Raw genomic sequence first — 17,796 nt, forward strand, 5'->3', positions numbered from 1 at the left:
TTCCAGAAGGGGGCTTCAGTAGGACTTGGGGAGGCCCAGCGTCCGGTGCGAGACGTAGTTGAGGATCATCTCCCGGCTCACCGGGGCGACCCGCGCCACGCGCGACGCCGTGATCAGCGCCGCGAGGCCGAACTCCTTCGTGAGGCCGTTGCCGCCGAGGGTGTGCACGGCCTGGTCGACGGTGCGGACGGCCGCCTCCGCGGCGGCGTACTTGGCCATGTTGGCAGCCTCGCCCGCGGCCGCGTCGTCCCCGGTGTCGTAGAGGTACGCCGCCTTGTACGTCATCAGCCGCGCCAGTTCGGTCTCGATGTGCGCCTGGGCGAGCGGGTGGGCGATGGCCTGGTGGGCGCCGATCGGTTCGTCCCACACCTGCCGGACCCGCGCGTAGCCGACGGCGCGGGCGAGCGCGTAGCGGGCCATGCCGATCGCGAAGGCCGCGGTCATGATGCGCTCGGGGTTGAGGCCGGCGAAGAGCTGCTGCAGCCCGGCGTCCTCGTCGCCGACGAGGGCGGAGGCGGGCAGCCGGACGTCGTCCAGGACGAGCTCGAACTGCTTCTCCGGCGCGGCCAGTTCCATGGGGATCGGGCGGCGGACGAAGCCTGGCGCGTCGCGCTCGACGACGAAGAGGCAGGGCTTGAGCCGGCCCGTCCGGGCGTCCTCGGTGCGCCCGACGACGAGGGTCGCGTCGGCGATGTCCGCACCGGAGATGAAGACCTTGCGTCCCGTGAGGATCCAGCCGTCGCCGTCGCGGCGGGCGGTGGTGGTGAGGCGGTGGGAGTTCGACCCGGCGTCCGGTTCGGTGATCCCGAAGGCCATGCGGAGGGTGCCGGCCGCCAGACCGGGCAGCCAGCGCTGCTTCTGCTCGTCGGTGCCGAAGCGGGCGATCACGGTTCCGCAGATGGCGGGCGAGACGACGAGCAGGAGCAGCGGGCAGCCGGCGGCGCCGAGTTCCTCCAGGACGATCGCCAGCTCGGTGATGCCGCCGCCCCCGCCGCCGTACTCTTCAGGGAGGTTGACGCCGAGGTAGCCAAATTTGCCTGCCTCGGCCCACAGTTCGTCGGTCGTGCGGCCGTCGCGCGCGGCGGCGGCGAAGCAGTCGTGGCCGTAGCGGGCCGCGAGCGCGGCGACGGCGGTGCGCAGGGTGCGTTGTTCGTCGGTCTCGATGAGGGCCATCAGGCCTCCTTCTCCGTGACGACTGCGAGGACCTCCCCGACCTCGACCTGCCGGCCGGGGATCGCGTGCAGGGCGGTGAGCGTGCCGGAGGCCGGTGCGACGATGCGGTGCTCCATCTTCATGGCCTCCAGCCAGAGCAGGGTCTGTCCGGCTTCCACCGGGCCGCCCACGGCGATGCCCTCGGCCACCCGGACGACCGTGCCCGGCATGGGGGCGAGCAGCGAGCCGGACTCCCGCGGGGCGACGGGGTCGGGGAAGCGGGGCAGGGCGGTGAGGGCGTGGCCGCCTACGTACACGCAGGTGCCCCCCGCGTAGGCCGTGACGTCGAACGGGCGGCGCACACCGTCGACTTCGAGGACAACGCGGCCGGGTGCGGCCTGCAGCACGCGGACGCCGTCGAAGCCCTCGGCGGTGAATCCGCCCTTGCGGGTGAGGCGGTAGCGGATCTCGTGCTCCGTGCCGTCCGGCTCGGACCGGTAGCGCTTGGCCTGCGGCTGGGAGGGCAGGTTGCGCCAGGCGCCGAAGCGGTGGCGGCCCTGCGCGTCGGCGAGGGCGGCGGCCAGGGCGGCGAGCCGGGTCCCCTCGCACGGGGCCGTGAGTCCGGCGAGGTGCCGGTCGTAGAAGCCGGTGTCCATGCGGGCGGACGCGAACTCGGGGTGGCGGAGGGAGCGCACGAGGAGGTCGCGGTTGGTGAACGGGCCGTGGATCTCGGCGCGTTCCAGCGCGCCCGCCAGCAGGCGGACGGCCTCCGGCCGGGTGGGGGCCCAGGCGATCAGTTTGGCGAGCAGCGGGTCGTAGTGGGACGTGACCGTGTCGCCGTCGGCGACCCCCGCATCGGTGCGGACCGCGCCGTCGGCCGGGACGCGGAGCCGGTGCACCGTCCCCGTCCGCGGCTGCCACCCCCGCCCGGGGTCCTCCGCGTACAGCCGCGCCTCGACCGCGTGCCCGCGCGGCTCAGGCGGCCCCTGCGGGTCCAGCCGGGCGCCCTCCGCCACACGGATCTGCAGGGCCACCAGGTCCACGCCGTGCACGCGCTCGGTGACCGGGTGCTCCACCTGGAGCCGGGTGTTCATCTCCAGGAAGTACGGACGGCCGTCCTGGCCGACCAGGAACTCCACCGTCCCCGCGCTCACATAGCCCACCGCCCGCGCCGCGGCCGTCGCCGCCGCCGCGAGCTCCGCGCGCAGGGCGTCCGGCAGGGCGGGTGCGGGGGCCTCCTCGATCACCTTCTGGTGGCGGCGCTGCAGCGAGCAGTCCCGCGTCCCCAGCGTCCACACCGTGCCGTGGGCGTCCGCGAGGACCTGCACCTCCACGTGCCGGCCACCCTCCACGTACGGCTCCGCGAAGACCTCGCCGTCCCCGAAGGCGGCCTCCGCCTCCGCGCGCGCCGAGGCCAACTCGCCCTGCAAAACGGAAAGATCACGCACCACGCGCATCCCGCGGCCGCCGCCCCCGGCCGCCGCCTTGAGCAGCAGCGGCAGGTCGGCGGCGCCGGCCCGGTCCGGGGCGACCGGCGACAGCAGCGGCACCCCGGCCTCCACCATGATCCGCTTGGCGTGCGTCTTGGAGGCCATGGCAGCCATGGCCTCCGGCGGCGGGCCGATCCACACCAGCCCCGCGTCCGTCACGGCGCGCGCGAACTCGGCGTTCTCGGAGAGGAATCCGTATCCCGGGTGCACGGCGTCCGCGCCCGCGGCGAGGGCGGCGCGGACGATCAGGTCGCCCCGCAGGTACGTGTCCGCGGGCGCCGCCCCGGGCAGCCGCACCGCGCTGTCCGCCTCGCGGACGTGCAGGGACTCCGCGTCCGGGTCGGCGTGGACGGCCACCGTGCGGATGCCCAGCTCCCGGCAGGTGCGGAAGATGCGGCAGGCGATCTCGCCCCGGTTGGCGACGAGCACTGTCGTGATGGCTGGTGCGATCATTTCCGCCTCACATCCGGAAGACACCGAAACCGCCCCGCACCCCTTCGACCGGTGCCGTGTGGATCGCGGACAGGCAGATGCCCAGCACGGTCCGCGTGTCGCGCGGGTCGATCACCCCGTCGTCGTACAGCCGCCCGGAGAGGAACGCGGGCAGCGACTCCGACTCGATCTGCTGCTCCACCACGGCCCGCAGCCCGGCGTCGGCGTCCTCGTCGTACGGCTGCCCCTTCGCCGCCGCCGACGCCCGGGCCACGATCGACAGCACCCCGGCGAGCTGCTGCGGCCCCATCACGGCCGACTTGGCGCTCGGCCAGGAGAACAGGAACCGGGGGTCGTAGGCCCGGCCGCACATCCCGTAGTGCCCGGCCCCGTACGAGGCGCCCATCAGCACGGACAGGTGCGGCACCCGGGAGTTCGACACCGCGTTGATCATCATGGCGCCGTGTTTGACGATGCCGCCCTGCTCATAGGCGCGGCCCACCATGTAGCCGGTGGTGTTGTGCAGGAAGACGAGCGGAATGTCCCGCTGGTTGGCCAACTGGATGAACTGCGCGGCCTTCCGGGACTCCTCGCTGAAGATCACGCCCTGCGCATTGGCCAGAATGCCGACGGGATATCCGTGCAGCTCCGCCCACCCCGTCGTCAGGCTCGGGCCGTAGAGCGGCTTGAACTCGTCGAAATCCGAGCCGTCGACGATGCGGGCGACGACCTCGCGGGGGTCGAAGGGGATTTTGACGTCGCCCGGGACGATGCCCAGCAGTTCGTCCTCGTCGAGCAGCGGGGGTGCACCGGGCGGCGGATCGGGGTGCGCCTTGCGCCAGTTGAGGCGGGCGACGATGCGGCGGGCCTGTCTCAGCGCGTCGGTCTCGTCGACCGCGAAATGGTCGGCGAGGCCGGACGTTCTCGCGTGCATGGCGGCCCCGCCGAGCGACTCGTCGTCGCTCTCCTCGCCCGTTGCCATCTTCACCAGGGGCGGGCCGCCGAGGAAGACCTTGGCCCGGTCCTTCACCATGACGACGTGGTCGGACATTCCGGGGACGTACGCCCCGCCCGCCGTCGAATTGCCGAACACCACGGCCACCGTGGGAATTCCGGCCGCGGAGAGCCGGGTGAGATCCTTGAAGAGCGCCCCGCCGGGAATGAAGATCTCCTTCTGGGACGGCAGATCGGCGCCGCCGGACTCGACGAGCCCGATGAGCGGCAGCCGGTTGGCGTGCGCGATCTCGTGCGCCCGCAGGGACTTCTTCAGGGTCCAGGGATTGCTGGCCCCGCCGCGCACGGTCGGGTCGTTGGCGGTGACGACGCATTCGACGCCCTCGACGACGCCGATGCCGGTGACCATCGAGGCGCCGACGGCGTAGTCGCTGCCCCAGGCGGCGAGCGGGGAGAGTTCGAGAAAGGGCGTGTCCGGGTCGAGGAGCAGCTCGATCCGCTCACGGGCGAGCAGTTTGCCGCGGGCCCGGTGCCGGGCGGTGTATTTCTCCCCGCCCCCGGCGAGGGCCTTCGCATGCTCGGTGTCGAGCGCGGCGAGCTTCTCCAGCATGGCGGCGCGGTGGGCGGCGTATTCCGGGCTGCCGGTGTCGAGCGCCGAGGCCAGGACCGTCACAGCAGCACCTCCGGTATCTCCAGGTGGCGGGCGCGCAGCCACTCCCCCACGGCCTTGGCCTGGGGGTCGAAACGGGCCTGCGCGGCGACGCCCTCGCCGAGCAGGCCGTCGACGACGAAGTTGAGGGACCGGAGACGGGGCAGGACGTGCCGCTCGACGGGCAATGCGGCGGTCTCGGGCAGGAGTTGCCGGAACCGCTCGACGGTGAGCTCGTGGGCGAGCCAGCGCCAGGCGGTCTCGTCGCGGGCCCAGACGCCCACGTTGGCGCTGCCGCCCTTGTCCCCGCTGCGCGCCCCGGCGACGAGGCCGAGCGGTGCCCGGCGGGTGGGTCCGGCGGGCAGCGGCTCGGGCAACGCGTCCTGCAACGGCGGTCCGTGGACCTCCCGTACGGGCGCCGGAAGCACCGGCACCCGGGTGCCGTCGGGGAGCACGGCCACGTGCCGCACGCTCTCCGGTTCGGTGCACGCGGCCTCGAACACCCCGTACACCGAGCCCTGCCCGGGCGGGGCCGTGAGGTGGAACCCGGGGTACGAGGCCAGGGCCAGCTCCACGGCGGCGGCACCGACCGCCCGGCCGACGGTCTCCGGGTCGCGGTCGCGCACGACGAGCCGCAGCAGCGCGCTCGCCTCCTCCTGCACGGGCGCATCGGCGTGGTCGGTACGGGCCAGGGTCCAGCGCACCTCGGCCGGCCGCCGGTCGCCGAAGGCCTCCTCGACCTGGTCCTGCACCAGCCGTGCCTTGTCCTCGATGTCGAGCCCGGTCAGCACGAAGACGACCTCGTTGCGCCAGCCCCCCGCCCGGGTCAGCCCGACCTTGAGCGTGGCCGGCGGCGGCTCGCCGCGCGCTCCGCTGACGCACACCCGGTCCGGCCCGTCCTGCGCGAGCCGGACGGTGTCCAGCCGGGCGGTCACATCGGGCCCGGGGTAGCGCGGCCCGGCCGTCTCGTAGAGCAGCTGCGCGGTGACCGTGCCGACGGTGACCGCACCGCCGGTGCCGGGGTGTTTGGTGATGACGGCCGAGCCGTCGGCGTGGATCTCGGCGAGGGGGAAGCCGGGGCGGCGGACGTCGTGCTCGCGGAAAAAGGCGTAGTTGCCGCCGGTCGCCTGGGCCCCGCACTCCAGGATGTGCCCGGCGACGACGGCGCCGGCGAGCGGGTCCAGGTCCTCGGCGCACCACCCGAAGTGCGCGGCGGCGGGCCCGCTGACGAGGGCCGCGTCGGTCACCCGGCCGGTGACGACGACGTCTGCCCCGGCCCGCAGACACTCGGCGATCCCGGCGCCGCCGAGGTAGGCGTTGGCGGTGATGACCCCCTTGCCCCAGCGCTCGCGCTCGGCACTCAGATCGTCACCGGTCACGTGCGCGACGCGCACGGGCACCCCGAGCCGCTCGGCGAGATCCCCGATCCGCTCGGCGAGCCCGGCGGGGTTGAGCCCCCCGGCGTTCGTCACGACCTTGACCCCGCGCTCGACGGCGAGCCCGAGCCCTTCCTCCAACTGCCGCAGAAACGTGCGGGCATACCCCGCACCGGAGTCCTTCAGCCGGTCCCGGCCGAGGATCAGCATGGTCAGCTCGGCCAGATAGTCCCCGGTCACGACGTCGAGCGGCCCCCCGGTCAGCATCTCGCGGAGCGCGGAGAACCGATCGCCGTAGAAGCCGGAGGCGTTCCCGATGCGGAGTGGGGGCGGGGGCGGGAATAAGCGCGTTGGCGTTGACGCGGACATGCAGAGGAGGGTGGCAGGGGGGCGGGAAACAAGCAAGCACGCTTGAACGGTTTTCGGCCGGGGCGGGGTGCCGGGCGGAACCCCTCTGTGGCGCCTACGTGCCCGGATCGAGCCTGAAGAGGTCGGACAGCCGTACATCGGCTTCGTACCTCCAGAGGTCGACACGGAGTCCCTCCGCGAAGGCGGACCCACGCTTATTGCGGATTGCCCTGGCCAAGCTATTGACATCGACATCAGCATCGGCCCGTTCCGCCATCGCGACAAGCAGCTTCGCCAGGTCGCCCGAAGTGCGTTGGGACGCAATGGTGGTGAAGAATGATTTGCGACTCGATCCCATTTTTTCGTATCCCCAAGAAGTGTTGCCATTCGCTTCACGAAATGTGATGGCAAGCCGGACGAGATTCTGTACAGGCCAGCGCACTGCGGCTTGAACCGCTATCCGATCGGCCTCCCTCGGCCGCAGGCCATCATGCAGGAGCCCGACGACGTTGGCCACGAGTTCCGAGTCGTACCGGGAGATGAGCTCCGCGATAACAACCGATGCACGATCCAAGTCAACGGTGTCCCGCGCATCCTCCAGGGCCATCACAATCTCGTCGGCCGTCTCGAGCCGGGCAACGTCGGGTTCCACGGAGATGCGCGCTCCCGTGTACCAGGCCTCCACCTCGGTCACAGTGTCCGTGGCCATTCGGGCAATCCGTTCGCGGTTCTCGTGCAGCAGCCTGGAGAGGGCCTCATACTGTCTGACTCTGTCTTCCAACTCGGCGACGCGAGCAGCGGCTTGGTCCCGTGCACGACCCAGTGTTTCAAGCCGCTCGGCGTCGACCTGTGCCCCGAGGTCAACGGCGCCTTGAAGGGTCTCGAGGACCTTTTCCGCCTCCTGACGACGCAGCCGCTCTCTGGCGAGCTCGTCGGTCAGTTCGGCGATTTCACGACGGCTCCGGGCTTCCTGCTCTGCCAGTGCCTCCCGCGCCAAGGCCAACTCGACCTGGTAAAAGGGCAGGGGACCCCGCGCCCGTGCGGCTTCGTACAACAGGCTCCTCCCTTCCCGCCGCTCCTCGTCGCTGACGGCCTGCCCGGTCGCGGAGACAGCCAGATCCTGCATCACTCCCAGGACTGACAGTTCGGGGAGCCGATCGCCGCTCAGGTAGCGCGATACCGTGCCGGCGTCCAAGCCCAGTTGTTCGGCCAAGGCAGCGCTGGTCAACCCGCTCTGTGACCGTAGTCGTCGCAGGTACAGGGCCAGTTCCCGCACCTGCTGCGTGAGTCCCTTGCCCTCGAGCGGTTCGAGGCCGCGGCCCGTGCGAACTTGCCCGGCCTCCTCCGATTCCTGCGACTCCCTGACCATCGCCCTCGCCTTTCCCCCGCTGATGTTGTCGGGCGACATCTTGCCGCCTGGGTGGCACGAAGGGGATTGCCTCCTGTGCAAGTTCAGCGGATCCAGTGCACTCGGAGGCGACGGCGTCGGCAAGCGACGCCTGCCGATACGGGAGGAACCTGCGATGCGTCATCAAGCCCCCGCCACTCGCGCTTCGCGCTGTGGCACTGCAGGCACACGTGACGACAGTGTGCATCCGGATGCGGGAGCGATGGCTGCTGTCGGGCAGCACCTGGCAGCGTTGATCACTTCAGCCATCGCCACTTGGCAGGCAACGCTGCGATTCTGCACGGTCTGTGCGGCCCTGTCCCTGCCGACAGCGGCCTCGCTCGCCCTGTACCTACTGATCCGATAGGACGCGGCCACAACACGGGTCAGCCCCAGAGGACATGCGGTCGAGCAACAGCTGAGTCGTCGGACGAGCTCGTCGAACGGACAGGGCAACCACGTCCGGCGTTGCCCGCACCCAGGCGCTCTTGACGGACGGGCACGAAGGGCGGACAGTCGTGCAACCAACCGCAACTGGCTCGGCATGGGAGGCAGTCATGGCTCTACGGTTCATCGGGATCGATCCCAACACCGGACACAACGAGTGCCCCGCGGTTTGGGTCGACACGGAGACGGGCACCGAACCCGAACTCATCTTCCAGGGTTGGATCGCCGGCGAGGCAACCCTGGCCGAGTGTCTGAAGGACAGCCCCAAGCCCGACACGGAGGCCGTGGTCCGTATCCCGGCACGGATGGTGCCGCTGATCAGGAAGGCGTGTGATGTCGCAGAGCAAGCAGCCCAGCTTCACCGAGCTGCTGGAGTCGGCGCAGGTGTCAGCCGTACACCTGGAGATGCGTGACGCCTACGGGATCGGGCCGGAGGCGGAGGACTTCGCGGGTTGGAAGCGCACGGGTCAGCGGGACGTCGATGTGGCGTCGGCCTACTGGGCCCCGTGGGTCGATCTCATCCGCCGGACCATCGCCCGAGGAGTCGTCGTGCGCCGCGCCCGTATCGTCTCCGAGCCGGTGACCGACTACATCAAGTACGAGCACGCAGGCACCCAGGTCAACATCGCAGCCGGGGAACAAGTCCGCTGGCTGGCGCGCCGAAAGGCATCGGACATCGCTCTTCCTGGCAACGACTTCTGGCTGTTCGACGAACGGCTCGTCATGTTCAATCACTTCACCGGGGACGGCACGTCCGCAGGACCTTCCGTGAGCAAGGACCCTGCCGTCGCAAAACTGTGCGCCTCTGCGTTCGAGGCAGTGTGGGAACGGGGTACCCCACACGAGAGGTACACGGTCTGACACACGCCACCACCGGACTGCCAGCACATGCCCACGTCGCCATCCTCCAGCGCCCAAGCCGCCCGTGAAGCACTCGCCGCAAGACTGCGGGAGATCCGGCTGGACGCAGGTCTCACCGGACGTGACCTGGCAGTCCAGTGCGGCTGGCATCCTGCCAAGTCATCGCGGATCGAGAATGCCAAGACCGCTCCGTCGGATGCCGACCTCCGAGCCTGGTGCGAGGCCTGCGGTGCACCGGAGCAAGCCGCTGATCTCATCGCGGCGAACCGCACCGCTGACTCCCTGTACGTGCAATGGAAGCGGTTGCACCGGACTGGGCTACGCAGGATCCAGGAGTCCTACGTCCCCTTGTACGAGCAGACGCGTCACTTCCGCGTCTACTGCTCCAGCGTCATGCCGGGATTCCTCCAGACCGAGGCGTACGCGACTGCTTTGCTGTCGTCAGTCGCCGACTTCCGTGAAGCGCCCAACGACGTCGCCGATGCCGTAGCGGCCCGCCTCGCACGTTCCCACGTCGTCCACGACGGCGCCAGGCGGTTCGCCATGCTCGTAGAGGAGTCGGTGCTGCGCTACCGGATAGGTGAACCCGAGGCCATGGCCGGGCAACTCGGCTATCTGCTCTCGGTGATGTCCCTGCCGTCCGTCTCCCTGGGAGTGATCCCCTTCACGGCATCCCGCACCCTGTGGCCGCTGGAGACCTTCAACGTCTTCGACGACAGGCAAGCCGCCGTCGAGCTCCTCACCGCACAGGTCACCGTGACCGCTCCCGGTGAGGTCGCCATGTACGTGAAGGCCTTCGTCGAGCTCCAGGAGCACGCGGTGTACGGCTCCCACGCGCGGTCGCTGATCACCAGCGCAATCGACGCGCTCGGGTGATTGCTCTGCAATCTGCTGCAACCACATAGCCGCCAACTGACCGCACTCTCTAGCGTCTTGCTCACGACCGCGGCGCCCGGTCGAGCCGCTCCTCAGGGCTACGGCGACTGACCGGCGTCGACTCCACCCTTTCAGGAAGGTACGACCATGAACGGAACCGACCTGTACGGGCTCGACATCAACGGGGCCCACTTCGCCAAGGCATGCGGCGGCAACACGCACCCGGACGGTGAATCGTGCGTGACACTCGCCCGGATCAGTGAGCACGCCTGGGCCCTGGGGGACAGCAAGCGACCCCAGGCCGAACCGTTGAGGTTCACGACGGCCGAGCTGGACTCGGCCGGCATCGACCCGAGCCGCTTCGGCCTCACGGCCTGAACCCGACACCCGGCAGCTCCCGCCCTCCGCTCCGGGAGGGCGGGAGCTGCTCCCGTCTGCGCGGAGGACGCCCCATGCACTTCCACGGCTATCTGTGGGTCGGTGACAAGGCCGTGTTCGACAAGGAGAGCGTCCGGCGCCCGCCATCGCCGGTGGAGCCGACACCGACGAGCCCTCAGGAGGTAGTTGAGCGGTATCGGGAAGCGGTGACGGAGTGGCGGGTGACCGAGGTTCCGCCGCTCGAAACGGCGTACTGGCTGGTGAAGCCTGCCACGCTGATCCGGGGAACGTGGCGGCGCCCGAAGGAGGCCGCCGATTGGCTGAGCGGTCAACTCGCCGCGTATGCAGTGCGCTTCATGTCGCACGCCGACCAGAACAAGACCCGACTCGCGCAGACGGTCTCGTATGCAGCGGAGACGATGGGCTGGGGTGGGGACGTGGCGCTCGGGTACTACCTGGGACGACCGCTGTTCCTCAGCCTTGCCGCGGTGGCGTGCTCGCCGAATCGTGCGATTCCCGGTCAGCCGTGTCCCGCCGAATAGCCACCTCAGCCGTCAGTTCAGTCGAAACACCCTTCCTTTAGCCCTCCGATCAAAGCTCGTACGTGCACCGCGCCGACTGATATCACAACGCTCGGCTCGGCGCTCTCACGTACGACAACCTTTCCGCGATGACGGCCGAGCTCGACACACTCGTCTCTGTCACCAGAAAAAGAAGACTTCTGCCAGGCGGTATCAGACATCGTCCAGCCCTTCACAGCTCACCAGCAACCTTGTCGATGAAATCCCGTGAATCCTCGGGGTCGAGAGCAGCCTCTTCAGCGCGCCGGAAAATGAGGTGTTTGTCGTCGTCAAGCGTCGCGAGCAGGGCCAGGCCCTCGGCCGGGCCGTGCACCATCGCGGTGGCGATCGCGCGGTTCAGGGTGACCATCGGGTTCGGCGCCATCCGGTCCAGGATCTTGTAGAGGATCAGCACCTCGGCCCAGTCCGTCTCCTCGGTGGACGGCGCCTCGGCATGGATCGCGGCGATCGTGGCCTGCAACAGGTACGGCCCGGCAGGGCCCTTGGGCAGGGTGCCGGGGACCAGCGCGACACCCTCCGCGACCCGCGCGCGGTCCCAGAGGCTGCGGTCCTGCTCGGCGAGCAGCACCAGCGCGCCGTCCGCGCTGCGTGCCTCCCGCCGGGCGTCGGTGAGCAGCATCAGCGCGAGCAGCCCGGCGGCCTCGCCGTCGTCCGGCAGCAGCCGGTGCACCTCGCGGGCAAGCCGGATGGCCTCCGCGGCGAGCTCGGTCCGTTGCAGGCCGGGGCCGGAGGTGGCGGTGTAGCCCTCGTTGAAGATCAGGTACAACACCTGGAGCACCGCCGGCAGTCGCTCGGGGCCGTCCGGGAAACCGGCGCCCCTGATCGTCTGCTTCGCCCGGCTGATCCTCCCCCAGCCTCCGGCCGGGGGTACCCCCAGCGCCATGGTGGCCTCCGGCACCAGGAACGCGTGCGCGATCTGGCCCGTGGTGAGGCCGCCGACCGCCCGGAGCGTCAGCGCCACCTCCCCGGGGGGCGGCTCGACTGGGAGTCGGAGCCGGTCGGCGCTTTTCGACATCCCCCGGTGAGCAAATCTAGAGGAGTAAGTCCGACTCCCCTCCGGCGAAGCGACCGGTGCCGTTGACTCTGTCCAGCACGACGCCCGCCCCGGCCCGACATGACTCAGGTCACCCGGACGGCACTCCTGCGGGGGACGCGCTCGTCCCTGATGCGGCGATAGCGTCCGGTGAGGCACCTCGGCGGCTCCGGATCCGCCACCACAGCAAAGGAGTGCACGGTGAGTGTGCAGCCCTATCAACCGGCTGACCCCGCCGACCTGGAACGGGCGCTGAAGATCGCCGTTCAGCATGTCGCGGGGGACCGCGCCGAGATCATCGAGGGAGTGATCCAGCCGGTGTCGCCGACATGGGGACATGAGGGTGCGGCCGAGTCCATCAGGGCTCAGATCCACGCTCGTGTACGCGAGTTGGGATGCCGCACCGGATCAGGCAACGTCGACCTCCCCGGCACGCCCAACTGGTACGTCCCCGACCTCGCCGTCGTACCGCGCGAGGTCGTGGCCAAGGACGCGCCGAGCATCGTTCCCGATCAGAGCCTGCTCATCGTCGAGGTGACCTCGCCGTCCAACGGAGACACCGACCGTGTGACCAAACGCAGGCGCTATGCCCAGTTCGGCGCTCCGCTGTACCTGGTGGTCGACCGGCAGGACGAGACCTGGACGCTGTACTCCGCACCCGGCGCGATCGGCTACGAGCGGGCCGAAGGGCCGCACCCGTTCGGCACGGCGTTGCAGCTGCCGGAGCCGTTCGGACTCGTCCTGGACACCGACGATTTCTGAGCCTCACAGCCCCTCCGCCAGCACCTCCGCCACATGGCGCGCCCGGAGCCCCTCCCCCAGCTGGGCGATCTGGGTGCGGCACGAGTAGCCGTCCGCCAGGAGCTCCGTCCCCTCCGGGCGGTTGCGGAGTGCCGGAAGGAGTTGTTCCTCCGCGCAGGCCACGGAGACGGCGTAGTGGCCGCGCTCGAAGCCGAAGTTTCCGGCCAGGCCGCAGCAGCCTCCGCTCAAGTCGCCGACCAGGCCCGCCGCTTGGCGGAGGCGGCGTTCCGCCGCGTCGCCCAGGACCGCGTGCTGGTGGCAGTGCGTCTGGCCGGCCACCGGGCGGTCGAGGCGAGGCGGTACCCAGTCGGGCGCCGACTCCTCCAGCGCCTCGGCGAAGGTGCGGACGGAGGCGGCCAGTCGCCGGGCCCGCGGGTCGTGCGGGAGCAGTTCCGGAACGTCGCTGCGGAGGGCTGCCGTGCAGCTCGGTTCCAGGCCGATGACGGGCAGGCCCGCTGCCAGCGCCGGTTCCATCGCGTCCAGCGTGCGGCGCATGACCTTGCGGGCCCGGCCGAGCCGTCCCGTCGAGACCCACGTCAGGCCGCAGCACACCGGGGCCGCCGGGACGGTCACCCGCAGGCCCGCCGCCTCCAGGACCGTCACCGCCGATCGGCCCACCTGCGGCGACAAGTAGTTCGTGAACGTGTCCGGCCACAGGATGATCTCCCTGCCTCCGGCGGAGGCCGGTCGTCGTCTGTGCCACCAGCGCACGAACGATTCACCCGGCAGCTCCGGAATCTCCCTCTCCGGCGCCACGCCCGCCGCCCGCTTCGCCACCGTCGCCAACGGGCCCACCTCCGCCAGCCGGTTGAGCAGCGGAGCCGCCCGTGACGTCGCCCGCAGCCACGCCGGGAGGCCGCCCAGCGCATAGTGCGCCGCGGGCCGCAGCCGCCCCGCGTAGTGGTGGTGCAGGAACTCCGCCTTGTACGTCGCCATGTCCACCCCCACCGGGCAGTCGCTGCGGCACCCCTTGCACGACAGGCACAGGTCCAGCGCCTCGCGCACCTCCTCCGAGCGCCAGCCGTCCCGTACCACCTCCCCCGCCAGCATCTCGTGCAACAACCGTGCCCGGCCCCGCGTGGAGTGCCGTTCGTCCCTCGTCACCCGGTACGACGGGCACATCACTCCCGTATCACCCGACAACGCCGTCTCCCGGCACTTGGCGACGCCCACGCAGCGCCGCACCGCGGCGGTGAAGTCCCCTCCGTCCTCCGGGTAGCCGAACTCCACGTCCACGGGCCGCCGCAGCACCGCGAAGCGCAGGTTCTCGTCCAGGCGGTACGGACGGACGAGCATCCCCGGGTTGAGGCCGCCCGCCGGGTCCCACAGGTCCTTGAAGCGCTCGAAGAGCCGGACCATCCCCTCCCCGTACATCCGCGGCAGGAGTTCGGCCCTCGCCTGGCCGTCGCCGTGCTCGCCCGAGAGCGAGCCGCCGTGCGCGACGACGAGTTCCGCCATTGCACCGGAGAATTCGCGGTAGCGACGCACCCCCTCCGTGCTCAGCAGGTCCACGTCGATGCGCACATGGACGCAGCCCTCACCGAAGTGCCCGAACGGCGCGCCCTGCAGTCCGTACTGGGTCAACAGGGCCCGGAAGTCGCGGAGATACGCGCCCAGCCGCGCGGGCGGAACCGCGCAGTCCTCCCAGCCGGGCCAGGCCTCGCCGCCGTCGGGCAGTCTGGTCGCCGTGCCGGCCGCGTCCTCGCGCACCCGCCAGAGGGTGCGCCGCGCGGCCGGGTCGGTGAGGACGAGGTGGCTGCACGCGTCTCCCGTGCCGCGCAGCGCCTCCGCCCGCGCCGCCGCCTCCGCCTCGGTGGCACCGCCCGTCTCCACGAACAGCCAGGCCGTTCCCTTCGGCAAATCGGAGGCGTTCGGTCCGCGGACGAGGTCCGCCGCCATGCCCTCCACCGTCAACGGGCCGTACGGGAGGAGCAGATGGGCCGCGTCCGCCGCCGCGCTCTCGTCCGGGTAGCCGAGGACGGCCAGCGCCCGGGCCGCGGGCGGCTGGACGAGACGGACCGTCGCCTGTGTCAGCACCCCCAGCGTGCCCTCGCTGCCGGTGAAGGCCCGGGCCACGTCCGTGCCCCGCTCCGGGAGCAGCGCGTCGAGGGCGTAGCCGGAGATGCGGCGCGGCAGGCCGGCCGGAAAACCGGTGCGCAGGGCCGCCAACTGCCCGCCCACCAGGGCGCGTACGCCGTCCGCCAGGCGCTCCGGCAGCCCGCCGTATCCCCGGCCCAGCCGGGCCAGCTCGCCCCCGTACGTCAGGACGTCCAGCGTGCGGACGTTGTCGGCCGTCGTCCCCCACGCCACCGAGTGGGCGCCGCACGCGTTGTTGCCGATCATGCCGCCGAGCGTGCAGCGGCCGTGCGTGGAGGGGTCGGGGCCGAAGGTGAGCCCGTACGGCCGGGCCGCGGCCCGGAGTTCGTCGAGGACCACACCGGGCTGGACGACGGCGGTGCGCGTCTCGCGGTCGACGTCCACGACGGCGTTCATGTGGCGGGTGAAGTCCAGGACGACGCCTTCGCCCGTGGCCTGTCCGGCGATCGACGTGCCGCCGCCGCGGGCGGTGACGGGCACGGCGTGCTCGCGGCACACGGCGAGGGCCGCGGCGACGTCGTCCGCGTCGCGCGGGGACACGACCCCGAGCGGCACGCGGCGGTAGTTGGAGGCGTCCATGGTCGTCAGCGCGCGGGCGGAGGCGGAGAAGTCGACGGTGCCGGAGACGACGGCCCGCAGTGCGGCATGGAGAGCAGCAAGATCGGCCATGGGGAGAGCCTGCCCGTCCGGGACCGGACGTCACCGGACAGATCGTCTCATCGGGTGGACGCCGTTCCTCGGCGGGCAGGTGCGGCCGATAGTGTGCCCCCGTGGCTGATATCCAGATCCCCGCTGACATCAAGCCCGCCGACGGTCGCTTCGGCGCGGGCCCGTCCAAGGTGCGTCCGGAGGCGCTCGCCGCCCTGGCCGCGACCGGAACCTCCCTGCTCGGCACGTCCCACCGCCAGGCCCCGGTGAAGAACCTGGTCGGCCGGGTGCGGTCCGGCATCCGCGAGCTGTTCTCACTGCCCGAGGGCTACGAGGTGGTGCTGGGCAACGGCGGCTCCACGGCCTTCTGGGACGTCGCCACCCACGGCCTGATCGAACGCAAGTCGCAGCACCTGTCGTTCGGCGAGTTCTCCTCCAAGTTCGCCAAGGCCGCGAAGCTCGCCCCGTGGCTGGAGGAGCCGACGGTGATCTCCTCGGAGCCGGGCACCCACCCGGAGCCGGAGGCGGAGGCGGGCATCGACGTCTACGCGTTCACCCACAACGAGACCTCCACCGGCGTCGCCGCCCCGCTGCGGCGGGTGGCGGGCGCGGACGAGGGCGCGCTGGTCCTGGTGGACGCGACCTCGGGCGCGGGCGGCCTGCCCGTCGACATCGCCGAGACCGACGTCTACTACTTCGCCCCGCAGAAGTCCTTCGCCTCGGACGGCGGCCTGTGGCTCGCCGCCTTCTCCCCGGCGGCACTGGAGCGGGCGGCGCGCATCCACGCGTCGGGCCGGCACGTTCCCGAGTTCTTCTCGCTGCCGACCGCGATCGACAACTCGCTGAAGAACCAGACGTACAACACCCCCGCCCTGTCCACCCTCTTCCTCCTCAACGAGCAGCTGGAGTGGCTCAACGGCCAGGGCGGCCTGGACTGGGCGGTGCGCCGCACCGCGGCCTCGTCGCAGGCGCTGTACGGCTGGGCGGAGGCGTCGAAGCACGCGACGCCGTTCGTGACGGACCCGGCGAAGCGGTCGCAGGTGATCGGCACGATCGACTTCTCGGACGACGTGGACGCGGCGGCCGTCGCGGCGACCCTGCGGGCGAACGGCATCGTGGACACGGAGCCGTACCGCAAGCTGGGGCGCAACCAGCTGCGCGTGGCGATGTTCCCGGCGATCGACCCGGCGGACGTCGAGGCGCTCACGGTGTGCATCGACTACGTGATCGAGCGGCTTTAGCAGCCGCGGCAGTGCCCCGTAAGGGGCGCGGGGCTGTTACTCCCCCAGCTACCGCTGGGGGGTGCCCCCAGAGGCTTCGCTCCGGGCCCCGAGGTGGTGCGTCAACTGCGGGCTGTCGGGGGCTGGTCGCGCAGTTCCCCGCGCCCCTTACGGGGCACCGTGGTACCGCGCGACGACAGGGAGCCGGCAACCCAGGTACGGCGCGTCCGTCTCATCGTCGAAACGGACACCGGAAAAGTCCCCCGCCTTCAGGCGTGCGATCAGGTCCTCCTCTTCCGGGTCGTACGCCTGCGGAGTCCGCAAGGCCCAACGGGCCAGGACGCCGGAGATCTCGTCCGCCCCGGCCTGCTCCGCTTCACTCTCGAACTCTGCACGCTGTTCGGCGGGCAACGCTTCACGAATGGCGTGGATGGTGCCCGGCAACTCGACTGTCCGGCCGCCGATCGTGGTCGTGAACGTCTTCGCCATGCTCTGCTCCCTCCTCGATGATCCGCGGTGGTCACTCCGACTATGCCCGCTGCGCGGCATGAACCGCGGGAAAACGTGCAGAGCGAGTGCTCTCGTTCAGCACCCTCCTACCGGAGCGGGGAACGGGGCGGGCCACACTATGACCCTGATCATCACCAACAAGCAGGTCGTCACGGGCTTCTTCCGCGCGATCAACGAGCGGCGGCTCGCCGACCTCCCGCGCTACATGGCGCTCGACGTCGTCGACCACAACAAGGTCGTCTTCGGCGAACCCGACGAGCCCGGCGCCGCGTTCGACGGTTTCCGTCAGCAGCTCGACGCGTTCGGCGAGGGGCGGATGGAGCCGCAGGAGCTCATCGCCGAGGGCGACCGCGTCGTGGCCCGGGTGGTCGTCACCGGCACCCACTCCGGGTACCACCCGCGGATGCCGGAGCCGACGCACCGCTCGTGCGAGGTGGAGCAGATCTGGATCCTCACCGTCACGGACGGGAAGATCCGCGAGATCCGCGCGGTCAGCGACCGTCTCGGCATGTTCCTCCAGCTCGGCTGGGACTGGCCGACGGCGGACTGACGCCGC

Annotated in this window: 15 protein-coding genes and 1 pseudogene; 7 read left to right on the top strand and 9 right to left on the bottom strand. The window is 70.9% G+C overall.

Annotation, left to right across the window (positions count from 1 at the left end; genetic code table 11):
• Window positions 1-15 precede the first annotated feature (15 nt).
• The 5 genes from ACMATS_RS15655 to ACMATS_RS15675 all read right to left on the bottom strand — a co-directional run bounded on the left by ACMATS_RS15655 (window position 16) and on the right by ACMATS_RS15675 (window position 7,809).
• On the bottom strand, window positions 16-1,173 hold the full coding sequence (locus ACMATS_RS15655; protein ID WP_390780435.1) for an acyl-CoA dehydrogenase family protein: 1,158 nt from the start codon (window positions 1,171-1,173) through the stop codon (window positions 16-18).
• Window positions 1,173-3,095 carry an acetyl/propionyl/methylcrotonyl-CoA carboxylase subunit alpha gene (locus ACMATS_RS15660; protein ID WP_414168220.1) on the bottom strand — a complete coding sequence of 641 codons (1,923 nt, stop codon included), beginning with the start codon at window positions 3,093-3,095 and terminating at the stop codon, window positions 1,173-1,175. Before ACMATS_RS15660 ends, ACMATS_RS15655 begins: the two co-directional genes overlap by 1 nt.
• 7 nt (window positions 3,096-3,102) lie before the next feature.
• The gene (locus ACMATS_RS15665) at window positions 3,103-4,701 is read right to left on the bottom strand and encodes an acyl-CoA carboxylase subunit beta (protein ID WP_414168221.1); all 1,599 of its coding nucleotides are present in this window, start codon (window positions 4,699-4,701) and stop codon (window positions 3,103-3,105) included.
• Window positions 4,698-6,422: an acyclic terpene utilization AtuA family protein gene (locus ACMATS_RS15670; RefSeq protein WP_414168222.1), complete on the bottom strand. Its 1,725-nt coding sequence runs from the start codon at window positions 6,420-6,422 to the stop codon at window positions 4,698-4,700. The genes ACMATS_RS15665 and ACMATS_RS15670 overlap by 4 nt, the downstream gene beginning before the upstream one ends.
• A 94-nt stretch (window positions 6,423-6,516) precedes the next feature.
• A complete protein-coding gene (locus tag ACMATS_RS15675) occupies window positions 6,517-7,809 on the bottom strand; it encodes a helix-turn-helix domain-containing protein (protein ID WP_414168223.1) in 1,293 nt (430 codons plus the stop codon).
• A gap of 759 nt (window positions 7,810-8,568) precedes the next feature.
• Between ACMATS_RS15675 and ACMATS_RS15680 the strand changes: the two genes are divergently transcribed.
• The 4 genes from ACMATS_RS15680 (at window position 8,569) to ACMATS_RS15695 (ending at window position 10,892) form a co-directional block, all read left to right on the top strand.
• Window positions 8,569-9,096: a DUF6879 family protein gene (locus tag ACMATS_RS15680; RefSeq protein WP_390780430.1), complete on the top strand. Its 528-nt coding sequence runs from the start codon at window positions 8,569-8,571 to the stop codon at window positions 9,094-9,096.
• Between the two features lie 27 nt (window positions 9,097-9,123).
• The gene (locus tag ACMATS_RS15685; RefSeq protein WP_414168224.1) at window positions 9,124-9,972 is read left to right on the top strand and encodes a helix-turn-helix domain-containing protein; all 849 of its coding nucleotides are present in this window, start codon (window positions 9,124-9,126) and stop codon (window positions 9,970-9,972) included.
• A 147-nt stretch (window positions 9,973-10,119) separates the two neighbouring features.
• Entirely contained in the window at window positions 10,120-10,350 is a 231-nt protein-coding gene (locus ACMATS_RS15690; protein WP_391154030.1) for a DUF397 domain-containing protein, read from the top strand.
• Between the two features lie 74 nt (window positions 10,351-10,424).
• Window positions 10,425-10,892 (top strand): hypothetical protein, encoded by a 468-nt coding sequence (locus ACMATS_RS15695; protein ID WP_390780428.1) that lies wholly within the window; start codon window positions 10,425-10,427, stop codon window positions 10,890-10,892.
• 17 nt (window positions 10,893-10,909) lie between these two features.
• Here the strand turns inward: ACMATS_RS15695 and ACMATS_RS15700 are convergent, their stop codons facing one another.
• Together ACMATS_RS15700 and ACMATS_RS15705 are read right to left on the bottom strand one after the other, a co-directional pair.
• Window positions 10,910-11,092, bottom strand: coding sequence for a DUF397 domain-containing protein (locus ACMATS_RS15700; protein WP_390780427.1), 183 nt, complete (start codon window positions 11,090-11,092; stop codon window positions 10,910-10,912).
• Window positions 11,093-11,193: 101 nt separating this feature from the next.
• Window positions 11,194-11,916 (bottom strand): annotated as a pseudogene (locus ACMATS_RS15705) (RNA polymerase sigma factor); the annotation flags it as partial.
• Window positions 11,917-12,165: 249 nt separating this feature from the next.
• On the opposite strand from ACMATS_RS15705, the gene ACMATS_RS15710 reads away from it, so the two are divergent.
• A complete protein-coding gene (locus ACMATS_RS15710; protein WP_414168225.1) occupies window positions 12,166-12,726 on the top strand; it encodes a Uma2 family endonuclease in 561 nt (186 codons plus the stop codon).
• A 3-nt stretch (window positions 12,727-12,729) separates the two neighbouring features.
• On the opposite strand, the gene ACMATS_RS15715 is transcribed toward ACMATS_RS15710, so the two are convergent.
• The gene (locus tag ACMATS_RS15715; protein ID WP_414168226.1) at window positions 12,730-15,531 is read right to left on the bottom strand and encodes an FAD-binding and (Fe-S)-binding domain-containing protein; all 2,802 of its coding nucleotides are present in this window, start codon (window positions 15,529-15,531) and stop codon (window positions 12,730-12,732) included.
• Window positions 15,532-15,632: 101 nt separating this feature from the next.
• On the opposite strand from ACMATS_RS15715, the gene serC reads away from it, so the two are divergent.
• Window positions 15,633-16,751 (top strand): phosphoserine transaminase, encoded by a 1,119-nt coding sequence (gene serC / locus ACMATS_RS15720; protein ID WP_414168227.1) that lies wholly within the window; start codon window positions 15,633-15,635, stop codon window positions 16,749-16,751.
• Between the two features lie 147 nt (window positions 16,752-16,898).
• Here the strand turns inward: serC and ACMATS_RS15725 are convergent, their stop codons facing one another.
• Complete coding sequence (locus ACMATS_RS15725; protein ID WP_414168228.1) at window positions 16,899-17,219, bottom strand: hypothetical protein; 321 nt, start codon at window positions 17,217-17,219, stop codon at window positions 16,899-16,901.
• 139 nt (window positions 17,220-17,358) lie between these two features.
• Between ACMATS_RS15725 and ACMATS_RS15730 the strand changes: the two genes are divergently transcribed.
• Window positions 17,359-17,790 (top strand): ester cyclase, encoded by a 432-nt coding sequence (locus ACMATS_RS15730; protein ID WP_414168229.1) that lies wholly within the window; start codon window positions 17,359-17,361, stop codon window positions 17,788-17,790.
• Window positions 17,791-17,796 lie beyond the last annotated feature (6 nt).

Source organism: Streptoverticillium reticulum, assembly GCF_047456005.1.
GTDB classification, from domain to species: Bacteria; Actinomycetota; Actinomycetes; order Streptomycetales; family Streptomycetaceae; genus Streptomyces; species Streptomyces reticulum.

What these genes read in the sequence shown, in the direction of transcription:
- ACMATS_RS15655 (WP_390780435.1), bottom strand. Translation starts at nt 1,173, where the DNA reads ATGGCCCTCATCGAGACCGACGAACAACGCACCCTGCGCACCGCCGTC.
- ACMATS_RS15660 (WP_414168220.1), bottom strand. Translation starts at nt 3,095, where the DNA reads ATGATCGCACCAGCCATCACGACAGTGCTCGTCGCCAACCGGGGCGAG.
- ACMATS_RS15670 (WP_414168222.1), bottom strand. Translation starts at nt 6,422, where the DNA reads ATGTCCGCGTCAACGCCAACGCGCTTATTCCCGCCCCCGCCCCCACTC.
- ACMATS_RS15675 (WP_414168223.1), bottom strand. Translation starts at nt 7,809, where the DNA reads ATGTCGCCCGACAACATCAGCGGGGGAAAGGCGAGGGCGATGGTCAGG.
- ACMATS_RS15680 (WP_390780430.1), top strand. Translation starts at nt 8,569, where the DNA reads ATGTCGCAGAGCAAGCAGCCCAGCTTCACCGAGCTGCTGGAGTCGGCG.
- ACMATS_RS15685 (WP_414168224.1), top strand. Translation starts at nt 9,124, where the DNA reads ATGCCCACGTCGCCATCCTCCAGCGCCCAAGCCGCCCGTGAAGCACTC.
- ACMATS_RS15690 (WP_391154030.1), top strand. Translation starts at nt 10,120, where the DNA reads ATGAACGGAACCGACCTGTACGGGCTCGACATCAACGGGGCCCACTTC.
- ACMATS_RS15695 (WP_390780428.1), top strand. Translation starts at nt 10,425, where the DNA reads ATGCACTTCCACGGCTATCTGTGGGTCGGTGACAAGGCCGTGTTCGAC.
- ACMATS_RS15700 (WP_390780427.1), bottom strand. Translation starts at nt 11,092, where the DNA reads ATGTCTGATACCGCCTGGCAGAAGTCTTCTTTTTCTGGTGACAGAGAC.
- ACMATS_RS15715 (WP_414168226.1), bottom strand. Translation starts at nt 15,531, where the DNA reads ATGGCCGATCTTGCTGCTCTCCATGCCGCACTGCGGGCCGTCGTCTCC.
- ACMATS_RS15725 (WP_414168228.1), bottom strand. Translation starts at nt 17,219, where the DNA reads ATGGCGAAGACGTTCACGACCACGATCGGCGGCCGGACAGTCGAGTTG.
- ACMATS_RS15730 (WP_414168229.1), top strand. Translation starts at nt 17,359, where the DNA reads ATGACCCTGATCATCACCAACAAGCAGGTCGTCACGGGCTTCTTCCGC.